Raw genomic sequence first — 19,212 nt, 5'->3', positions numbered from 1 at the left:
GAGAATGGCCGTAAACCCGGTAGAATTCTTTTTAAATTTAACTGTTCATGTGAAAAACCGGGGCAAAACAAAGATGTCTGACACCTTTGAAGTGCCAGACATCATTCCTATTTAGTTGTTTGCTTATTCTTCTTCGTCGAAGTTCATGGCTTCGCGGGTAGTCTGCAACAGCTCATATTCTTCCTTGCTACCTACGATCATGTTTTCAAATTCACGCAAACCGGTACCGGCCGGGATCTGGTGACCAGTGATAACGTTCTCTTTCAAGCCCATCATATCATCGGTTTTACCATTGATGGCAGCTGTACTCAACACCTTTGTAGTTTCCTGGAAGGATGCGGCAGATATCCAGCTTTGTACACCCAGGGAAGCTTTGGTAATACCCAGCAACAACGGATGCGAAGTAGCAGGTTGTGCATCACGGTATTCCACCAGTTTCTTATCTGAACGACGCAAAATGGAATTTTCCTCACGCAGGTCACGCAGGCTAACAATTTGTCCAGCACGCATTTTTCCGCTTTCACCTGGATCAGTTACAACCTTCTTGTCGTATATCCAATCGTTCTCTTCAATAAAGTCGAACTTATCTACAGTATCATCTTCCAGGAATTTGGTATCACCCGGATCAACGATAGATACTTTCTTCATCATCTGGCGAACGATCACTTCAATGTGCTTATCATTGATACGCACACCCTGCAAACGGTAAACCTCCTGGATTTCATTCACAACATATTCCTGCACAGCAAATGGTCCTTTAATAGACAGGATATCGCTTGGCGCAATTTGTCCATCGGAAAGTGCCACACCGGCTTTTACGAAGTCACCATCCTGTGCAAGGATCTGGCGTGTTAATGGTACAAGGTATTTCTTGGTTACGCCATCACGTGCTTCCACAATGATTTCACGGTTACCTCTTTTGATTGCACCAAATGCTACCACACCATCAATTTCTGAAACGATGGCAGGGTTACCCGGGTTACGTGCTTCGAACAATTCAGTTACCCTTGGCAGACCTCCCGTGATATCGCGGAGTTTTCCGAGAACACGTGGGATCTTCACAACTACCTGTCCGGCTTTCACTACCTCACCTTCTTCCATGATGATATGTGAACCTACGGGAAGGTTATAATGCTTGATCTCTTTTCCTTCTACGATGATTGAAGGAATTTTGGTTTTGTCTTTTGTTTCAATAACCACTTTCTCGCGGTGACCGGTTTGCTCATCGGCCTCTTCACGGTAAGTGATACCGTCAATTACGTTATCCAGTTTAATTGAACCGGCGATCTCTGCAATGATTACGTTGTTATACGGATCCCATGTGCAGATCACATCCCCTTTTTTCACTTTCTGGCCGTCTTTTACAGTCAGCGTAGCACCATAAGGAATGTTCACCACGTTCAGCAAACGATCGTTGGCGACGTCCATGTTACGGATCTCACCGGTACGACCGATAACCACCTGTACTTTCTCGCCGTCGGCATTTTCTGTGGTTGTAGTACGCAGACCATCGAACTGGATGGTTCCGTCGAACTTGGCCAGCAGGCTTGATTCTACTGATGCAGAACCCGCAACACCACCCACGTGGAAGGTACGCAGGGTCAACTGTGTACCAGGTTCACCAATACTTTGTGCGGCGATGATACCAACTGCATCTCCATTCTGTGCGGTATAGCCTGTTGCCAGGTTTTTACCGTAACATTTCACACACACACCACGTTTACTTTCACAGGTAAGTACTGAACGGATTTCAACGAACTCAATACCTGAATCTTCAATGCGCTGGGCAGTATCTGCTGTGATTTCCTCACCCGCAGTAACAATCAGCTCATCGGTCAGCGGATCATAAATATTGTGCAGGGAATTTCTTCCTTCAATACGGTCTTTGAGTGGTTCAATAACGTCTTCATTGTCCTTCAGGGCAGAAGTAGCGATACCGCGCAGGGTTCCGCAATCTTCTTCTGAAATCACCACATCCTGGGATACGTCTACAAGACGGCGGGTGAGGTAACCGGCATCCGCTGTTTTAAGGGCGGTATCAGCCAGACCTTTACGCGCACCGTGCGTAGAGATGAAGTAATCCAATACGTTCAATCCTCCTTTAAAGTTTGACAGGATCGGGTTTTCAATGATCTCTGAACCGGTTGAACCACTTTTACGCGGCTTGGCCATCAGACCCCTGATACCAGCCAGCTGTTTTACCTGCTGCTTAGAACCACGGGCCCCTGAATCGAGCATCATGAATACAGAGTTAAAGCCCTGTTTGTCATTCTGCATTTCGCGGATAAGGGTCTCCGTGATACGGGTATCAACCCTTGACCAGATGTCTACAATCTGGTTGTAACGTTCGTTATTGGTAATGAGACCCATGTTATAGTTGTCCCAAACTTCGTCTACTTCAGTTTTTGCCTGTTCCAGCAATTCTTCCTTTACGTGCGGAATGATCAGATCCTGCGGGTTGAATGATAATCCACCCCTGAAGGCCATGCGGAATCCGAGGGTTTTGATATCATCCAGGAATTTAGCGGTTTTCGGAACGTTGGTGATCTTAATGATATCTCCAATGATTTCCCGAAGGCTTTTCTTGGTCAGCAGGGCATTCACAAATCCAACTTCTGCAGGTACATGCTGGTTGAACAATACACGACCAACTGTGGTTTCGATCAGTTTCTTTTCAAGCGCACCATTGATGCGGACATTGGTTCTCACCTTGATGTTCGCATGCAGGTCGATCCTGTCTTCATTCAACGCGATAATCACTTCTTCAGGAGAATAGAAGGACATGCCTTCACCGCGAACTTTCTCAGTGGCGGTTGTTTTCTTTCCTTTAGTGATGTAGTACAGGCCAAGCACCATGTCCTGTGAAGGCAGGGTAATTGGGGTACCGTTCTGCGGGTTCAGTATGTTATGTGAAGAAAGCATCAGCAACTGGGCTTCCAGTACGGCCGCGTTACTCAACGGAACGTGAACCGCCATCTGGTCACCATCGAAATCCGCGTTAAAGGCGGTGGTTACGAGCGGGTGCAGCTGGATGGCTTTTCCTTCAATCAGTTTTGGCTGGAAGGCCTGGATGGACAAACGGTGCAGTGTTGGGGCACGGTTCAGCATTACAGGGTGTCCTTTCAATATATTTTCGAGAATATCCCAGATCACCGGTTCTTTTTTATCAACCAGTTTACGGGCACTCTTTACAGTTTTAACAATGCCTCTTTCAATCAGTTTACGGATAATAAACGGTTTGAAGAGTTCAGCAGCCATGTCTTTCGGCAATCCGCACTCGTGCATTTTCAATTCCGGACCAACTACGATTACAGAACGACCGGAATAGTCAACACGTTTACCCAACAGGTTCTGGCGGAAACGACCTTGTTTACCTTTCAGTACATCTGACAATGACTTCAACGCACGTCCGCCTTCGGCTTTCACCGCGTTGGATTTACGGCTGTTATCAAACAGGGAGTCAATCGCTTCCTGCAGCATACGCTTTTCGTTACGCAAAATCACTTCCGGCGCTTTGATCTCGAGCAAACGCTTCAAGCGGTTGTTCCGGATGATCACGCGACGATAAAGATCGTTCAGGTCAGAAGATGCGAAACGGCCACCATCCAATGGAACGAGCGGGCGCAATTCAGGTGGAATGACAGGAATATATTGCATCACCATCCATTCGGGACGGTTGGTAATTCTGCTATTGGCATCACGGAAAGCTTCCACTACGCTCAAACGCTTAAGGGCATCTGCTTTGCGTTGTTGTGAAGTTTCTGTTGCTGCTGCATTACGCAGGTCATAACTCAACTGGTCCAGGTCAATTCTCTGCAGGAGGTCATGCACCGCTTCTGCACCCATTTTCGCCATGAACTTGTTCGGATCTTCATCCGGCAGGTACTGGTTATCTTTTGGCAGGGTTTCTAATATATCGAGGTATTCTTCTTCAGTCAACAGGTCACCCACATTCTGACCCTTATCGGTACGGATACCTGGCTGGATCACAACAAATCTTTCGTAATAAACAATGCTTTCGAGTTTCTTGGAACTCATGCCCAGCAGGTAACCGATTTTATTCGGCAAGCTCTTGAAATACCAGATGTGCACAACAGGTACCACCAGTTTAATGTGGCCCATGCGCTCACGGCGAACTTTCTTTTCGGTAACCTCTACACCACAACGGTCGCACACGATACCTTTATAACGGATACGCTTGTACTTTCCACAGGCGCACTCGTAATCCTTCACCGGTCCGAAGATCCTTTCACAGAAAAGACCGTCGCGCTCGGGTTTGTAGGTCCGGTAGTTAATGGTTTCAGGCTTCAACACTTCACCATAACTCTTTTCCAGGATCGAATCAGGTGATGCCAGTCCAATCGTAATTTTGGAGAAGTTGAACTTGGGACGATTTTCTTTTTTGATAGCCATAGATATACTGCAGATTGTGTTTTATGGATCCTATCTGGGTTGTCAGCCGCTGAAACATACAGGTTCCTGTTCGTCAATACTGGTCAAAGTATCAACGAAACAGGCTGATAATCAATTAATTGTATGAAATATAGCTAGCTTTCCCAACTTAAATAGTGGGCAAAGATAAGGAAAATCTTGTTGACTCTACATCTTTACCCTTATTTATGGTTTGTCCGCATTTTAAAAGCGAAACACTTATTCCTGGTCGTACAAATCACCCTGGGAAGAGAGGATTTCCCGGTATTTGTTAAAGAGTTTGGTTTTTGAAATAAATCCCACGAACCTGTTCTCAGGGTCAAGTACAGGTAAGTACCAGCTTTGGGTATGGTCAAACTTGTCCATTACCATATGCATATCCTGGTTTAACCTTAAAATACCAGCAGGTTTTTTCATAAGTGACTGAATATTAACCTTTTCAAACTGATCTGGCTGGAATAGTTTTTGTTTGATATCGTTCAATTCAATTATACCGGTAAATTTTCCTTGTTTATCAAGTACAGCGAAAATGTTTTTTTCACTCCCTTTAATGGCCTCTACCAGGTCTTTTAATTTCTGATCAGTCCTGAGGCTAACATATTCATCCTGCAACATTTCCCCGATCTGGATGGATGTAAGTATATTTTTTTCTTTTTTATGGGTGAAAATCTGGCCTTCCATAGCCAGTTTCTTCGTTTCCATAGAAAACGGTTCATAGGATTTAACGATGAAAAAAGAAATGGAGGAAACGATCATCAGGGGAATAAACAATTCGTACCCATTAGTAATTTCTGCAATCAGGAAAATAGCGGTTAATGGACAATACATCACGCCGCTTAATACGCCGGCCATGCCTACAAGGCTGAAATTGCCTACCGGAATTTTAACCCAGGGTGTACTGTTGAACAGGTTGGAAAAGAAGAAACCCAGGTAAGAGCCTGCAAACAGTGACGGGGCAAAATTCCCCCCATTGCCACCACTGCCGATCGTAATGCCGGCTGCCATAGGTTTTACCAGTACAATCAAAGCTGAAAAGGCAATAATTGCCCAGTTGTCGCCAAGCCTGGAAAACAGGGAAGTATTATCGGAAAAATGTGAGAAGGTGTCATTAGCAACCGTTTTCACACTATCATAGCCTTCCCCGAATAGTGGAGGGAAAACAAAATAGATGGCCATCAGGAATGCCCCCCCGATTATTGCCTTAACATATACATTGATTGTCCAGCTATGCAATATGTTTTCTGTACGCTTAAAGACCCTTGCATAGTAGAGGGAAATAAATCCTGCTATAATTCCCAATAGTATATAAAATGGAACATTCCGGTAATCAAATGTCTGTTTCAGTACAAAATTAAATAAGGAAGCTTCCTGTAATATAATCTTTGAACACAAAACCCCTACAACAGAAGAAATAATCAGGGGGATAAAATAACTTACTACTGTTTCTGCCAATAATACTTCTACCGAAAAGATTACACCGGCAATGGGTGCATTGAAGACTGCAGAAATTCCTGCCGCAGCACCGCAGGCAATCAGCAAAGTCCTTTCCTGGTAACTCAGGTCGCTGATCCTGGAAATATTGGAACCAATAGCCGAACCTGTTGCAACAATGGGCGCCTCTAGTCCGACAGACCCTCCAAGCCCCACTGTAATAGAACTAGTTATAACGTGGCTGTAGGTATGGTTCAACGGAATAAAAGAATATTTACGGGCAATGGCTTTTAAGACCATCGCTATGCCTCTTTCCAGCTGTCCTCCATAAAAATGCCGGATTATGAATACGGTGACCAGAAGGCCAATTGCAGGAAACATAAGGTATGCATAGTGGCTTACCGGTATTTCCTTGATCCAGTGCTGGATATAGTGGACTAAGGTTTTAAGCAACACAGCTACCATACCGGAAGCGAATCCAACTAATGTAGCAATCAGCATTATCACCTGCATCCTGCTGAGTTTTGTTCGCAGAAACTCTATAATTCGCTTGTAAAATGACTTAACCATGCAATTGTAAAAATTAGCACAAATATAGAATCAACCCTGGCTATCTTCTTTTTAATTCAAAGTCGGAAATAAAAGACAGAAGCGGGAAGAGCCAGTTTATCAAAAAGGGATATATTAGATGCCAGGAATATTTTCCGGGATTCCCTCCTATGGACAGCCACTAAAGGATGATAAAAAAATCATAATGAAACTATCCATCAAGTGCCTGTTGGTCTTTTTACTTTTCGCAGTAAGTTCTTTCAGCCTTACAACCAGGAAAAAAGTGAATATCGTCTTTCTTGGAGACAGTATTACTGAAGGTTCTGCTCTATTAAATCCATTAAAAGATGCACCACCAGTATTTGCCGGAAAATTGCTCCGGACTAAAAAATCCTTCTCGGCGGTACAAATTGCCAATAATGGTTACAGCGGTCATACCACTCTTGATTTTTTGCCGGCAACCAATACAGATTTTCCCCTTGTAATAGCCTCTGCTAATGCTTTCGCGCAAGACACAGAAGCAACACTTGTATTTTCAATTATGCTGGGCACCAACGACAGTGCCATTTTCGGCCCGAATGGTTCACCCGTTTCACCGGCTGATTATAAAAAGAACATGCAGGTTATCATTGATAATTTATTGCATGAATTCCCACAGGCAAAAATAATTATCCAGTATCCTATCTGGTATAGTCCGAACACGCATAATGGTGCCCGGTATTTGCAGGAAGGACTGGACCGCCTGGAATCATATTATCCCCAACTGGATGAGCTTGTCCGGGAATACAATAGCGCTTACCCGCAACGGGTATACGCAGGATCAAAATCCGGATTTGATTATTTCAGGAAAAAGAAAGAAGCCCTGCTGATTCCTGAAAAAGGAAATTCCGGCACATTTTACCTGCATCCCAATGAAAAAGGGTCGGAAGAACTGGCAAAGATTTGGGTAAAAGGAATTGAAAAAGCTATTAAAGACTGAACTGCCCGGCAGGTTTCCCCTGCAACCTGGGTACTACGGATTAGTGTTTAATCAACATTCAACATCCTCTTTAATGATTTTTATATGTTCAATGGGGTTGATCCTTATTGAAGGCCTTGCTGCATGTAAAAAAAGTTGGAGAATAATGATCGGGTACTGGCAATTCATTCTATAAACCATGTGCCAACCATGTGCCATCCATGTGTAATCCTGCGTAAAATGGCCTGTTTTAGCATGGTTGGCACATGAATGGCACATGGTTGGCACATGGATCAGCAGTTGAGCCAACGCGTTTTACCACCCCCTGTAAATTCCTTTCACCGCATAATTGAGTAAAAACCGCCCCTGTTTTAATGCCGGAACATCCGAAAACACGGAATTGGGTATCACAGCTGATTATTTATTCAAAAAATCTATCCAATGGCCACAATTACAGGATACTTGCTTGTAAATGGAGAAAATTACCCTTATGCCCAAAATCAACAAAATGCTGAACAGACAGAAAACAGGTGAAGATCAGGGACAGGTTACTGAGGCTTCTGTTTTTGCCAAGGAGGCAGTTGCACCAGGCGGGAATTCAATTAGCAAACCCGTTCATTTTTTATGGTAACTGGTATTGCTGGAAAAAATCCCATAGCAGGTCATCGGCATTGATCGCTGTGGAAGGCGTATCACCATTGGCACTTCCCGGCAAACCGCCGGGCCAGGCATGTCCACCGTCTTTGGTCATATACCATTGTATGGTAACTGCATTGCTGCAGTTAGTCCATTGCGTTAATGTATACCCTGCATTATCTTCAACTTCAACAGCCTTATTACCGCAGGCATTTATGGTAGACCAGACATTCAATCCGGAATCAACAGGGTGAAAATAATCTTTCGAAGGACCAGTACCCACTCCACCCAGGTAAGGCACATTCTCATCCAGGTAGGAGTGCATATGTAAGATAGGCACGGGGCGGGAAGGATTACAGGGCGATGTAACCATCAGGGCACAGCCATTTACAGCAATGGCGGCGATTTTATTTGACAATTCACAGGCCAACCGGTAAGACATCATCCCGCCATTGGAGTGGCCTGTTGCATACACTTTTTTCGGATTAATTTTATATTTCGATACAAGGGTATCAATGAGTTCGCTAATGAATTTTACATCGTTGATATTATTATCCCGTGCATAATCACAACATCCGCCGGCATTCCAGGTACGCGCTTTCAGTAGTCCGTTGCTCTGCACACCATCAGGGTAAACTACAATAAACTTAGCGGCATTTGCTTTATTGGTTAATAACGAACTTGTTTCAAACTGGGTTCCGCTTCCACCACCGCCATGCAGGGCAATGACCAGGTAAAAACCGTCGGTCTCATAATAATTGGAGGGAAGGTTCAATGTATAGGTGCGGGTTAGTCCATCTACGGTGATGGATTCACTGAACCGGTAAACTTTTTCAGCGGGTGCCGGACCGTTCTTGGAACATCCTGTACTGCATAAAATGACAAGCAGGGCTATCAGGGTGGGTATTGATATTTTAAAACGCATAAGAATCTGTTTGTTGGTGGAAATGGGACTGCCAAACTGCTTATAGGTTTAACATGCCCATTCAGCAGCAACTAAAACGGGCCGATACCGGGTTAATTGCCCGGGACGAAATTTGTTACTCTTTTTTTTGCCATGAACAGACAAAACAGGTAATTTTTTACGTTATGAATGGTATGAGCAACCTGAAAACAATGGTCACCGACCTTTTTGAGCAGGACCAGCAGGTCCGTACCATCGAGAAAGAAATCAAAACGAAAACGGCGCAGTATAACCACCTGCTGATGAAAAATCCTGATAAAGTATATACTGATGCGGAGATGCTGGCTATTAACGTGCTTCACGAGGAATTGTGTTTATTGCGGGCAGAACAGGACGCTATTCTGAACAATAGCAATGAACTGAAAAACCAGTTAAAATCATTTATCCTTCCACTGAATGGGGGAAGGTGGCTGCATGCCACTGATGATATTATGCATCCTAACTGGGAATTCTGGCTGGAAGATGATGAGCTGAAATATGCTAAACTTAACGGGCGGAATTATTGATAGGATTTCAATGCTTTGGTATAACCCAGGGACTTTAATATATTTTTCAGTCCATCGATATTCATTTGAAGTCCGACTTCCGCATCGGGGGCTGTATCCTCATTAATTATCCCAATAGTTCCCCTATACTCACTTGCAGCAATGATCCGGATCATTTCCTTTTCACTATCACCTTCACCAACTGCAACCACTTTTCCTGGAGGACCTTTTTTAAGTCCGGCTATATTCAAGGCAATCAGGCGCGGCACTATGGCTGGAAAGAATGCTACAAACCGATCCACCTGTTCCTCTGCATGATTGAAATTATAAACAATACCTACATTCTGTGCTTTTACATATGCCAGAATCGCCAGTTGGTTTTCCGGTTCCCCAAACCAACCACCGTGTCCATAAAGGCCAACAGTACAGCCAATTTTTTCGGCATCAGCAGCCATATCAAGCACCATTTCGCCAATCAGCTGAACCCTTTCTTCCTGTGCAAGGTTTTTCAGGGCATCATCAGATGAACCATATGACCACCACAATTGTGTTTTAATTTTATGCCGCTTCAGTAATGCCAAAATTTCGGGGTAATGTTCATTGCTGACCGGATCAGGACCATAGGGCATCCAAAATGCCTGCAGTTCTATATGGTGTTTTTTAAGTGCTTCCATTTCTTCGTCAAATTGAGGTACATGCTCTTCACGCCAGTCATAAGCCAATTTTGTAATCCCCAATTTATTCAACATCTGTGCCCGTTCTTCCGGATTCCTGTGTTTACTATCGAAAGGGACTATGCACCAGGCAACTAAATTGCTTTTGGAAAAGACTTTACCTGTCTCCGGGCCTGTTTGGCCCAACCCGTTGTAACAGGAAAAAAGTATAACCACAAATAAAACGATAATAGTTTTTTGAGCCGGGTTAACTGCATACCCCGAATTGATCATGGACATACTGGTAGTTTATTTAAATGCGGTATTAATAAATTTACACTATTTTAATAAGGGTAAATAAGCAGAACAATAAGTTGAACTGTTATGGTACAATATATCCGGACGAATTCCGGCAATAATGACTTTCAAAAACTGGTAACTGAACTGGATGAAGATTTAGCCATCCGGGATGGAGCGGATCATGCATTTTATGCACAATTCAATAAAACTGCTGCCATCAAACAAGTTATAGTAGCTTATAATAATGACCTGCCTGCAGGCTGTGGAGCCATCAGGGAATATTCGCCAGGTACTATGGAGGTAAAACGAATGTATGTACCACCTGCCTTCCGGGGAAAAGGCATTGCATCCAGAATCTTAAAACACTTAGAAGACTGGTGTGCAGAACTGAATTATACAAAATGCATTTTAGAGACCGGTAAAAACCAACCGGAAGCTATCGCCTTATACAAGAAAAATGGCTATTCAATTATCCCTAACTATGGGCAATATAAAAATATTGGCAACAGTGTGTGTTTTGAAAAAGAGTTACTGCTTCCGGAAAAATGACAACAATCCAATATTGCCGGTTAGGCTCATTAAATTTCAATTTGCTTTTTTTAACCTGTTACAGGCAAAAAATGATCGGCATTCCTGAAAGCATAACAGGTCTTACATGTTGATTTTTTGCCTGCAGGGCCTACCTTTAGGTGTACCATCCCATCTTATCTGGCAGCATTAAAATAATAATTGACCAATTCCAGAATACGCATTTGTTATTTTAAAAGGTTCACCTATTAACTATATAATAAAAATCAAAACAATGAACGAGTTTATGCTGATTTTCCGGCACGAAGACGGTTCCAAAGTTGCTTCCCCTGAGCAAATTGAAGTGTGGATGAAACAAACTATGGATTGGATTGCCACTATAGCGGCACAGAATAAATTTGTTAGCGGTACAGGTTTACCCTTTGAAGATGCCAGGGTGGTATGGCACGATAATGTTGTAACCAATAGGCCATTTGGAAAAACCAGGGAAACTATTGGTGGATTCATCATTGTAAAAGCCGATACTGTGGAAGAAGCAGTTGAATTTGCCAAGGGCAGCCCTGTCTTACAGGGAGAAGGAAATAGTGTGGAAGTCAGGAAAATTGCCAAAAATGATGGCACCCATTAAAGTTAAACGGTCACCGTCTTATCAGGATAGTACAGGCACAATTTACTGATTATGGATTTTTGTCGTACACGCTGACCACCAAAGAACAGGGCAATTAGGCAGTTACACATGCATAAAAAAAACAGTAATTTGTATACTCACAAACATAAACCACTTTTATGCCTAAGTATGTAATCGAAAGGGAAATCCCCGGTGCAGGTAACCTGTCTGCGGAACAATTAAAAGCCATTTCACAAACTTCCTGTGGCGTGCTAAGTAATATGGGGCCTCAGATACAATGGGTGCATAGTTATGTAACAGGCGACAAAATTTATTGCATTTACAATGCACCGAATGAGGAAATGGTTCGTGAGCACGCTAAACAAGGCGGATTTCCCGCGAATGCAGTAAACCGGGTATTTTCCATCATTGACCCGACTACGGCAGAGTGATTTTGTAAATAACACGACGGCATGACGAATATCATATTCATTTAAGCAGAATATGGCTATCTAAAGGTTAGCTTTAATCAGGAAGGTTTGTACTCTTCTATAAATTAAAGCAAATGTGTTTTTCAGCCAGTGCAAGTTTCGGCGCAGGTATTGTTCTTTCTGCAATCGGTATTGCCTCCTTAAAAAAAACAAAACAACCTTCACAAAGTTTTTTTGCCAGTATACCATTGCTATTTGCCGTGCAACAAATTACTGAAGGGTTTTTATGGCTTGCACTTAAAAACCCGGGTTATGGCTTTCTGCAACAGCCCGCAACCTATATTTTCCTTGCGTTCGCACAAATCATCTGGCCAACTATTGTACCATTAGCTATTTTTCTGCTCGAAAAAAAACCTAACCGGTTAAAAACACTCAGGATGCTTATTGGAATAGGTGCGATTATATCAGTGTACCTGTCTTTTTGCCTGTTGTCCTACCCTGTTGAAGCAAGTATCCTTGGTTACCATATTTCCTACAGTCAAAACTATCCTGCCAGGTTTAGTACTATTGGAGGTTTACTTTATGTTATGGCAACCATCCTTCCGCCATTTTTCTCGAGCATTAAACGGATGTGGTATTTAGGAATAGCCATCCTGGTTTCTTATATCATGACCAAAATATTTTATACCGATTATATCGTTTCTGTCTGGTGTTTCTTCGCTTCGGTAATTAGTATTGCTGTATATGCAGTTATCCTTGAACTAAATAAACCAAACAAAGATTTTTCTTCCTCCCAGGACCAATTCGGGTTTACACCCTTCTAATTATTCCAGCACAAAATACAATCCAATACAAATAATTAAAATGGCGATAGAGGTTAGTCCGTAAAGTATAATATTGAACAGTTCCGGGATCGGGTTGGCAAGCGTAAGTACACAGCTTACAAAACCGAGAAAAGCACCTGCACCCAGGCAAATAAACCCGGTGAATTGTTTCCTGCCATATTTTGCTTTCTTAAACTCCTTAATGTGGGCATCTATGGTTTCATCATCGTAACCAAGGGCCTGCAGGGACTCCTGTATTTTTTGTATATCCAGTTTTTCAGTGATCCATTGTTGAATGGTAGATGGACTTACAACAGTAGTATAGGCCATAACAATCGTTTAAAATGAACAGAAAATCTTTGTAAAGCACCCCTATTAAGATAATGATTTATTTAAATATCTTAACAGATTACCTACTCAAATTTTACTTCGCCTGCACCAAATCCGTCTTGTCAAGGTACCTGAACTGCATCTCCAGCTTTGGTGATTCCCCTTCCATAAACCCGCAATCAAAAATAATGCTGTGCCTTGCCGGGGAAGTCATGGGAGGCATATTCGCCATGTGGTAAGTTCCTTTGGGCTTCCCGTTTGCATCGAATAACCTAAGCTCCTGTGTGCCATCACAAACTATTGATTCACCGGCAACCAATTCTATAGGTAAATTTATTTCTGTATAATTATCTATCTGCATTTTAAGATTCCTGATGCCCCCGGATTTCCCGATAAGGTTCAAACGATATTGTAGCGGTTGCTCTTTTGCCTGCTGGATATAAGTCCAGACAGTATGTGTTGGTTCTCCTGGTTGCCGTTCAAATTTCTCCCTTACCAATAAGGGGGATAAACTATAGGTATAGAGGTTCCATTTTTTTTCAGAAACTTTCTCCAGGTGGAATTCTTTTTGGGTATTTTTCAATTCCTGCTGCTGGGCAATACTGAAACCATTTCCGGTTCTGGCAGTTTCCCATTCCCGGATAGCATCCAGCAACTCTGGTGTTAGCGGATTGGAGCGGAGAGCTTTGGGTCGGGCAACCATTGCAAACCCGGCATTGTAAGCAGCAGCGCGGGCCAGCATCCATTCCATATCAGCCATTGTAGTGGTTTCGCTCAGCAAATACCAACCTAACATGTGTGGCATATAATTTCTGTCGAACAGTCCCTGGTTATCGATCCGGTATTGCTGCATGCTTTCCTTAAACCCGCCATACCAGGGTTCCCCCCAATTGTAATACGAACCAATATTCCAGAAATATGTTTTGCTAAGGCTTGTGCCGCAAATAAATTCATGGTCCATATTATCATAAACATCTTTCGCAAACAGCTCTATGGCATAATCGCCCTCACCAGAAGCCAGGCAACCCTCATGACCATCGAAATCAAAATGGTCCACACCGGTTTCATTAAAAAGTTTAGCCATATTCCTGGCTATTTCACGCTGCATATCAAGGTTAGGAAAAAACACCTGGTAAGCATGGTCAAATAATTTACCTGCAATCTCTCCTTTTTTATGCGTCGATGCAGTAGTGCCAAAAGCACCCCGCTGACAATCGAGCAATTGATATGGCGGCTTGCTGGTAACTGATTTGTACCGGATGAGTTCCTTACCAATTTTAACGGTATGGAGATTGTTATTTTTTTCCTGGTTAAAATACTCCGGTGATGCCACTTCAATTTCTTTTTGCTGGGCATCAATATCAGCAACCAATGGCGAGGATCCCGTCAGGCTAAGCCTGTCATCAGGTACCGGCGTAACATAGGGGTCGTTCGTATTGATGAAATTGGTTAGGGTATGCACCCCAAAATGTAACCCTGCAGCATGTGCTTTATCAACAGCGATTTTCAGGCCTTCTTTCCCATTTGGGAAAATTTCAGGATCCAGGATATAATGGCCCCAGCTTTTAAAAGGACCCTCATGGTACAAAGACATCAAACCGGCTCTTTTAGTATAGCTGATCATTTCATCTACATCCTTTTCACCGAATGATGAAATAAGGTAGGAACGTCCAAATAGTTGTGATTTTTTAAACCAGGTTTTATTAACAGTGGGGTAAGGTAATTTCTCTCCAACAGTAATCGCCTCCAGTTGATCCAGCGTTGCAGCTACGGGGCAAGAAAATAAAGCGATCTTACTGCCTGTAACTGTCTCGCCCTTAATTGCCGCAACGGGCATATTTTTAAACTCACCTCCCCATGCATCAATATGACGGTCGCGGTTGCGATTGATGGTATAAGCCTGAAAGCTACTGCCCCAACTGTGCGTTGTTGCTGCAATGCCCCTCGCCCAGGTAGTCCCTTCATTATTAGGATAATCGCCGCCCAATGTTTTGACGGTAAGCACCTGTAATCCCAAAGCTATATTGGCATCGCGCACCACGCCAATCACCTCGCCCACTACCTGGCTGATATTGGTGGGAAAAGGACCCCAGATTATGGCATCAATATTTTTTTCGGGTGTGGCCTTTATTACTTCAAGTACCAGGTAAGTTTTCTTTAAAACACACTTAATGTCAATAGCAACACCTATAGGCTGGTATTTTAAGCTAATTGTATTAGCAGCCTTATTGTAAGTTAAAGACGTAGGAAGGTACCTGGTATTATTACTCACCAGGGTAAGCAGTGGTGCAGAAGTATCGGCATATAAATAGTTTTTCCCCGTTTCTACGTTGCTTAAAGCAGTAAGCGACCCCTTGTTATTCAACTCCACCTTCAAGCTGCCGGAAGATAACTGTACCTGTGCATTACTGCTTAAAACAAACAGAAGCAGGATCAAAGACAGCAGGGATTTTGCCATTCCGGAGGTCATCATAAAAAGTTTTAATAAAGAGATGAAAACAACTGTGCAAATTAGCTTTTCCGTAAGGAGGATAGTTGTTTAAATTTAAAAGAATATAGTCGATTTTTATCCGGCTGGCAAAAAATCCACTACCCCGAAAATCGAATACCTTCCAAAGACAATTAATAAAGATTTTTTTGCGCATGTAAAACAAACATATCCGGACCTGTCTATAACCATATATTCCAGTGCCCTTGTGATTTATAGCGAAAAAGGATTGGCTTGTTATAATAGTATAACCAGGCTTAACCAGTTCCGGTAAGTGAACAGCCAATTTTATTTTCACTATAATTGCCAAGTGGAATCTTCGATACAACCACTAAAAACATAACAAGACATGGTAATTGAACCGAAAATGAGGGGATTTATATGCCTCACTGCACATCCGGAAGGGTGCGAAAAAGCCGTTTTGAATCAAATCAATTATATAAAATCCAAAGGACAAATTGAAGGACCAAAAAAAGTACTGGTAATTGGTGCTTCTACAGGGTTCGGACTTGCATCAAGGATAACCAGTGCTTTTGGTGCAAATGCTGCAACAATTGGTGTTTTTTTTGAAAAACCGCCCCTGGATGGCAAAACTGCTTCGCCCGGTTGGTATAACAGCGCGGCATTTCAAACCCAGGCCAGGGAATCCGGGCTATATGCGAAAAGTATAAATGGTGATGCCTTTTCCAATGAGATCAAGCAAAAAACCATTAACCTGATTAAATCGGATTTAGGAAAAGTTGACCTGGTTATTTATAGCCTTGCTTCACCCGTACGGACCCACCCTGTAACCGGGATAACCCACCGTTCCGTACTTAAACCAATTGGTAGCCCATATACCAATAAAACCGTCGACTTCCATACAGGTAATGTTTCAACTATAACCATAACTCCCTGCACGGAAGAGGACATCAACAATACTGTAGCAGTTATGGGTGGCGAAGACTGGGAAATGTGGATTGATGCGTTAATCAAGGCAGATGCACTTAGCGATCATGCCATCACGCTTGCCTATTCCTACATAGGTCCATCACTGACCGAAGCTGTTTACCGAAAAGGAACAATTGGAAAAGCCAAAGACCACCTGGAGGCAACCGCATTTAAGATTACCGATAAATTGCAAAGCTTAAACGGCAAAGCCTATGTTTCTGTAAACAAGGCTTTGGTAACACAGGCCAGTTCTGCCATTCCCGTTATACCCCTTTATATTTCCCTGCTTTACAAGACAATGAAAGAAAAGGGTATCCATGAAGGTTGTATAGAACAAATTCAACGCTTGTTTAAAGAACGACTCTATACAGGCAATGGAGTACCAACTGATGAAAAGGGCAGGATCAGGATTGACGATTGGGAAATGCGGAAAGACGTGCAGGACAAAGTAGCTGAACTTTGGTCCCTGGCCACCACAGAAAACCTGCCCGAAATCGGGGACTTACAGGGATACAAATCTGACTTTTTAAACTTATTCGGCTTTGGATTTGCGGATGTTAACTATGCAAAAGACGTCAATGAAAATATTACTATCGACGGACTGCAATAATATTTCACCAAACCATAATCAGGCCAGCCATGCGAAATAAGACGATATTTATTATCCCGGGATGATACTAACGGGTAAGTATAAAAGAATGCAAGATTAGTTGTTATCCACGGGGCTAACCAATGGAAGTATAATACTACTTAACCGCTGACCGCCATGGTGTATACTTTGTTGGGCCACCCGAACTTTCGCACTGCTGCCTAACGGCTCCCCTGTATTGGGATTCCTGTCAAACTGTGGAAAATCACTTGAGGTGATATCGATACGAATCCGGTGCCCTGGCAGAAATACATTAGCAGTACCCGTCAATTCAATATTATATTCATACACCTGGTCAGGTATCAATAATTTTATTTTATCTAACCCTTCGCGAAACCGGGCCCGCAAAATACCTTCTGAAACCGGCATAGCTGTGCCATCAGGAAATACATCAACCAGCTTAATCATCCAGTCCGTGTCCGGACCATCAGTTGCGGCAAACAATTTCATTTTTACGGGGCCGGCAATAGTAATGGGGGCATTTAAAAATTCTGAGGTATAAACCAATAAATCTTCCCGGCGTTCGATAGGTCTTTGATCAATTGGACCAGCTTCGGTTGGCGTTCCGCAACAGTTATTTCCACCCAGTGTGTTAACCGGCATTCTCGGATCATAAGTATACCTGTCCACACCGGCTGCCTTTGGTGGATCGAAACTTAATATTCCGTCGCCACGCACAGAGTTGGCATTGCCATTGCTGGACAGGTACATGTTTTTATATTGGGTACCCGGTATAGGATAATCTTTTTCACTTCGCCATTTGTTTATTCCCATATAAAACAACTGTACCGGGTCTTCCTGGTCCAGGCCATTTTTTATGCCCTTCAGGTGAAAATCAAAAAAACGTAATTCACGGTCAAACATTTTCATATTAGCAGCCGGACCGAAATCAACACCGCCGAATGACTGGCTGGGTCCATGGCCCCATGGACCAATGATCATGCGGGCACCTGCACGGGCTTCGGGGGTAGCTGCTTTATTCTTCATGCCAATGTAACCATTGATAGTACCCATTAAAAAGATATCAAACCAGCCACCATAAGTATGTGCAGGGACGTTCATTTTATTAAAGCGTTCCTCATCACTTATCGCTTTCCAGTAATCGTCATAAGATTCATGCTTTATCCAGTCACGGTAATGCTTAACTGCATAGCCTGCGCTTTCAAGGTCGCCGTCTTTAAGGGGCAGGTGCCTTAAGATATTGTCATATTTCAACTCTTCAGGTGCATAGGCTTCAGTATGCCAGTATTGTGGCAGCATAATCCGGTTGGGCATGCGAACCACCCCCCAGCCATAATTGAAGCTTAGCCTGAAGGCACCGCCCATGGTTATCCAGTTAGCATAAATATTTGTTGAAGCAACTCCAGGAAAAGCAGCGACTAAATGGGGCGGTGCCAGGCTCATGGCTGCCCATTGGTTATGCCCTAAATAACTGCCGCCCTGCATACCCACTTTCCCATTTGAAAATGGTTGGGCGGCAGCCCATTCAATCACATCATAGCCATCCCTGGCCTCGTCGCGGAACGGCTCCCAAACCCCTTCACTTTCATAACGGCCCCTAACATCCGCAAAGACTACTGCATAGCCCTGTTGCGCAAACTTTATTTTATCCTGATGGCCACCATCCCTTTGCACACCATAGCATGTTCTGACTACAATAGTTGGATATTTTCCAGGTTTAGCAGGAAGGTAAACGTCGGCAAATAATTTAACCCCATCACGCAAAACAATGGTTTTATACCGCTCGATACGTATTTCGTTGTTAATCGCCTGGGCCTGAACCTGGAACTTAAGGCCAACCAGGATAATACTGATGCAAAGCAATGAAAACAACTTATTCATATTGTTTAAGTTTTATTGAGCATCCTGCTCTAATACAAGTAAGTTAAAAAATCCGGTATCAATCTGATTTCAGGATACAATATTTACTATTTTATTTACGGAATTCTTTTCTGCTATCTTAGTAAATTAGTCCGGATATGAAATCCCGCCAAACTGCTATTACTACCCAGGCAATT

Annotated in this window: 15 protein-coding genes; 8 read left to right on the top strand and 7 right to left on the bottom strand. The window is 43.1% G+C overall.

Annotated elements, in window-relative coordinates; genetic code table 11:
* Positions 1–123: 123 nt before the first annotated feature.
* Together rpoC and LAQ65_RS00460 are read right to left on the bottom strand one after the other, a co-directional pair.
* Positions 124–4,413: a DNA-directed RNA polymerase subunit beta' gene (rpoC, locus tag LAQ65_RS00465; RefSeq protein WP_224114959.1), complete on the bottom strand. Its 4,290-nt coding sequence runs from the start codon at positions 4,411–4,413 to the stop codon at positions 124–126.
* A 237-nt stretch (positions 4,414–4,650) separates the two neighbouring features.
* The gene (locus tag LAQ65_RS00460) at positions 4,651–6,432 is read right to left on the bottom strand and encodes a chloride channel protein (RefSeq protein WP_224114958.1); all 1,782 of its coding nucleotides are present in this window, start codon (positions 6,430–6,432) and stop codon (positions 4,651–4,653) included.
* Between the two features lie 184 nt (positions 6,433–6,616).
* On the opposite strand from LAQ65_RS00460, the gene LAQ65_RS00455 reads away from it, so the two are divergent.
* Positions 6,617–7,390, top strand: a complete 774-nt coding sequence (locus LAQ65_RS00455; RefSeq protein ID WP_224114957.1) for a GDSL-type esterase/lipase family protein — start codon at positions 6,617–6,619, stop codon at positions 7,388–7,390.
* Positions 7,391–7,859: 469 nt separating this feature from the next.
* Positions 7,860–8,000 carry a hypothetical protein gene (locus tag LAQ65_RS00450; RefSeq protein ID WP_224114956.1) on the top strand — a complete coding sequence of 47 codons (141 nt, stop codon included), beginning with the start codon at positions 7,860–7,862 and terminating at the stop codon, positions 7,998–8,000.
* On the opposite strand, the gene LAQ65_RS00445 is transcribed toward LAQ65_RS00450, so the two are convergent.
* On the bottom strand, positions 7,992–8,930 hold the full coding sequence (locus LAQ65_RS00445) for an alpha/beta hydrolase family esterase (RefSeq protein ID WP_224114955.1): 939 nt from the start codon (positions 8,928–8,930) through the stop codon (positions 7,992–7,994). The two genes, LAQ65_RS00450 and LAQ65_RS00445, sit on opposite strands and share 9 nt — an antisense overlap.
* A gap of 164 nt (positions 8,931–9,094) precedes the next feature.
* On the opposite strand from LAQ65_RS00445, the gene LAQ65_RS00440 reads away from it, so the two are divergent.
* Positions 9,095–9,475 carry a hypothetical protein gene (locus LAQ65_RS00440; protein WP_224114954.1) on the top strand — a complete coding sequence of 127 codons (381 nt, stop codon included), beginning with the start codon at positions 9,095–9,097 and terminating at the stop codon, positions 9,473–9,475.
* On the opposite strand, the gene LAQ65_RS00435 is transcribed toward LAQ65_RS00440, so the two are convergent.
* Positions 9,469–10,407 carry a sugar phosphate isomerase/epimerase family protein gene (locus LAQ65_RS00435; RefSeq protein WP_224114953.1) on the bottom strand — a complete coding sequence of 313 codons (939 nt, stop codon included), beginning with the start codon at positions 10,405–10,407 and terminating at the stop codon, positions 9,469–9,471. The two genes, LAQ65_RS00440 and LAQ65_RS00435, sit on opposite strands and share 7 nt — an antisense overlap.
* An 84-nt stretch (positions 10,408–10,491) precedes the next feature.
* Between LAQ65_RS00435 and LAQ65_RS00430 the strand changes: the two genes are divergently transcribed.
* The 4 genes from LAQ65_RS00430 to LAQ65_RS00415 all read left to right on the top strand — a co-directional run bounded on the left by LAQ65_RS00430 (position 10,492) and on the right by LAQ65_RS00415 (position 12,797).
* Positions 10,492–10,956 (top strand): GNAT family N-acetyltransferase, encoded by a 465-nt coding sequence (locus LAQ65_RS00430; RefSeq protein WP_224114952.1) that lies wholly within the window; start codon positions 10,492–10,494, stop codon positions 10,954–10,956.
* Positions 10,957–11,209: 253 nt separating this feature from the next.
* Positions 11,210–11,563 (top strand): YciI family protein, encoded by a 354-nt coding sequence (locus LAQ65_RS00425; protein WP_224114951.1) that lies wholly within the window; start codon positions 11,210–11,212, stop codon positions 11,561–11,563.
* A 158-nt stretch (positions 11,564–11,721) separates the two neighbouring features.
* Positions 11,722–11,994, top strand: coding sequence for a DUF4242 domain-containing protein (locus LAQ65_RS00420; protein WP_224114950.1), 273 nt, complete (start codon positions 11,722–11,724; stop codon positions 11,992–11,994).
* A gap of 113 nt (positions 11,995–12,107) precedes the next feature.
* Positions 12,108–12,797, top strand: a complete 690-nt coding sequence (locus tag LAQ65_RS00415; RefSeq protein ID WP_224114949.1) for a DUF6629 family protein — start codon at positions 12,108–12,110, stop codon at positions 12,795–12,797.
* On the opposite strand, the gene LAQ65_RS00410 is transcribed toward LAQ65_RS00415, so the two are convergent.
* Both LAQ65_RS00410 and LAQ65_RS00405 read right to left on the bottom strand, forming a co-directional pair.
* Positions 12,798–13,127, bottom strand: coding sequence for a hypothetical protein (locus LAQ65_RS00410; RefSeq protein ID WP_224114948.1), 330 nt, complete (start codon positions 13,125–13,127; stop codon positions 12,798–12,800). It lies immediately after the preceding gene.
* A 94-nt stretch (positions 13,128–13,221) separates the two neighbouring features.
* Entirely contained in the window at positions 13,222–15,600 is a 2,379-nt protein-coding gene (locus LAQ65_RS00405; RefSeq protein ID WP_224114947.1) for a hypothetical protein, read from the bottom strand.
* A gap of 364 nt (positions 15,601–15,964) precedes the next feature.
* On the opposite strand from LAQ65_RS00405, the gene fabV reads away from it, so the two are divergent.
* Entirely contained in the window at positions 15,965–17,155 is a 1,191-nt protein-coding gene (gene fabV, locus LAQ65_RS00400; protein ID WP_224114946.1) for an enoyl-ACP reductase FabV, read from the top strand.
* Between the two features lie 96 nt (positions 17,156–17,251).
* On the opposite strand, the gene LAQ65_RS00395 is transcribed toward fabV, so the two are convergent.
* Positions 17,252–19,036 carry a CocE/NonD family hydrolase gene (locus tag LAQ65_RS00395; protein WP_224114945.1) on the bottom strand — a complete coding sequence of 595 codons (1,785 nt, stop codon included), beginning with the start codon at positions 19,034–19,036 and terminating at the stop codon, positions 17,252–17,254.
* Between the last annotated feature and the right edge of the window lie 176 nt (positions 19,037–19,212).

Source organism: Flavihumibacter profundi (assembly GCF_020076305.1).
Taxonomy (GTDB): Bacteria; Bacteroidota; Bacteroidia; order Chitinophagales; family Chitinophagaceae; genus Flavihumibacter; species Flavihumibacter profundi.
The sequence above is the reverse complement of the archived record's forward strand: the minus strand, read 5'-3'. Positions and strand labels throughout refer to the sequence as shown.

Coding starts and splice junctions, on each gene's coding strand:
- rpoC (WP_224114959.1), bottom strand. CDS start 4,413: ATGGCTATCAAAAAAGAAAATCGTCCCAAGTTCAACTTCTCCAAAATT.
- LAQ65_RS00460 (WP_224114958.1), bottom strand. CDS start 6,432: ATGGTTAAGTCATTTTACAAGCGAATTATAGAGTTTCTGCGAACAAAA.
- LAQ65_RS00455 (WP_224114957.1), top strand. CDS start 6,617: ATGAAACTATCCATCAAGTGCCTGTTGGTCTTTTTACTTTTCGCAGTA.
- LAQ65_RS00450 (WP_224114956.1), top strand. CDS start 7,860: ATGCCCAAAATCAACAAAATGCTGAACAGACAGAAAACAGGTGAAGAT.
- LAQ65_RS00445 (WP_224114955.1), bottom strand. CDS start 8,930: ATGCGTTTTAAAATATCAATACCCACCCTGATAGCCCTGCTTGTCATT.
- LAQ65_RS00440 (WP_224114954.1), top strand. CDS start 9,095: ATGAATGGTATGAGCAACCTGAAAACAATGGTCACCGACCTTTTTGAG.
- LAQ65_RS00435 (WP_224114953.1), bottom strand. CDS start 10,407: ATGTCCATGATCAATTCGGGGTATGCAGTTAACCCGGCTCAAAAAACT.
- LAQ65_RS00430 (WP_224114952.1), top strand. CDS start 10,492: ATGGTACAATATATCCGGACGAATTCCGGCAATAATGACTTTCAAAAA.
- LAQ65_RS00425 (WP_224114951.1), top strand. CDS start 11,210: ATGAACGAGTTTATGCTGATTTTCCGGCACGAAGACGGTTCCAAAGTT.
- LAQ65_RS00420 (WP_224114950.1), top strand. CDS start 11,722: ATGCCTAAGTATGTAATCGAAAGGGAAATCCCCGGTGCAGGTAACCTG.
- LAQ65_RS00415 (WP_224114949.1), top strand. CDS start 12,108: ATGTGTTTTTCAGCCAGTGCAAGTTTCGGCGCAGGTATTGTTCTTTCT.
- LAQ65_RS00410 (WP_224114948.1), bottom strand. CDS start 13,127: ATGGCCTATACTACTGTTGTAAGTCCATCTACCATTCAACAATGGATC.
- LAQ65_RS00405 (WP_224114947.1), bottom strand. CDS start 15,600: ATGATGACCTCCGGAATGGCAAAATCCCTGCTGTCTTTGATCCTGCTT.
- fabV (WP_224114946.1), top strand. CDS start 15,965: ATGGTAATTGAACCGAAAATGAGGGGATTTATATGCCTCACTGCACAT.
- LAQ65_RS00395 (WP_224114945.1), bottom strand. CDS start 19,036: ATGAATAAGTTGTTTTCATTGCTTTGCATCAGTATTATCCTGGTTGGC.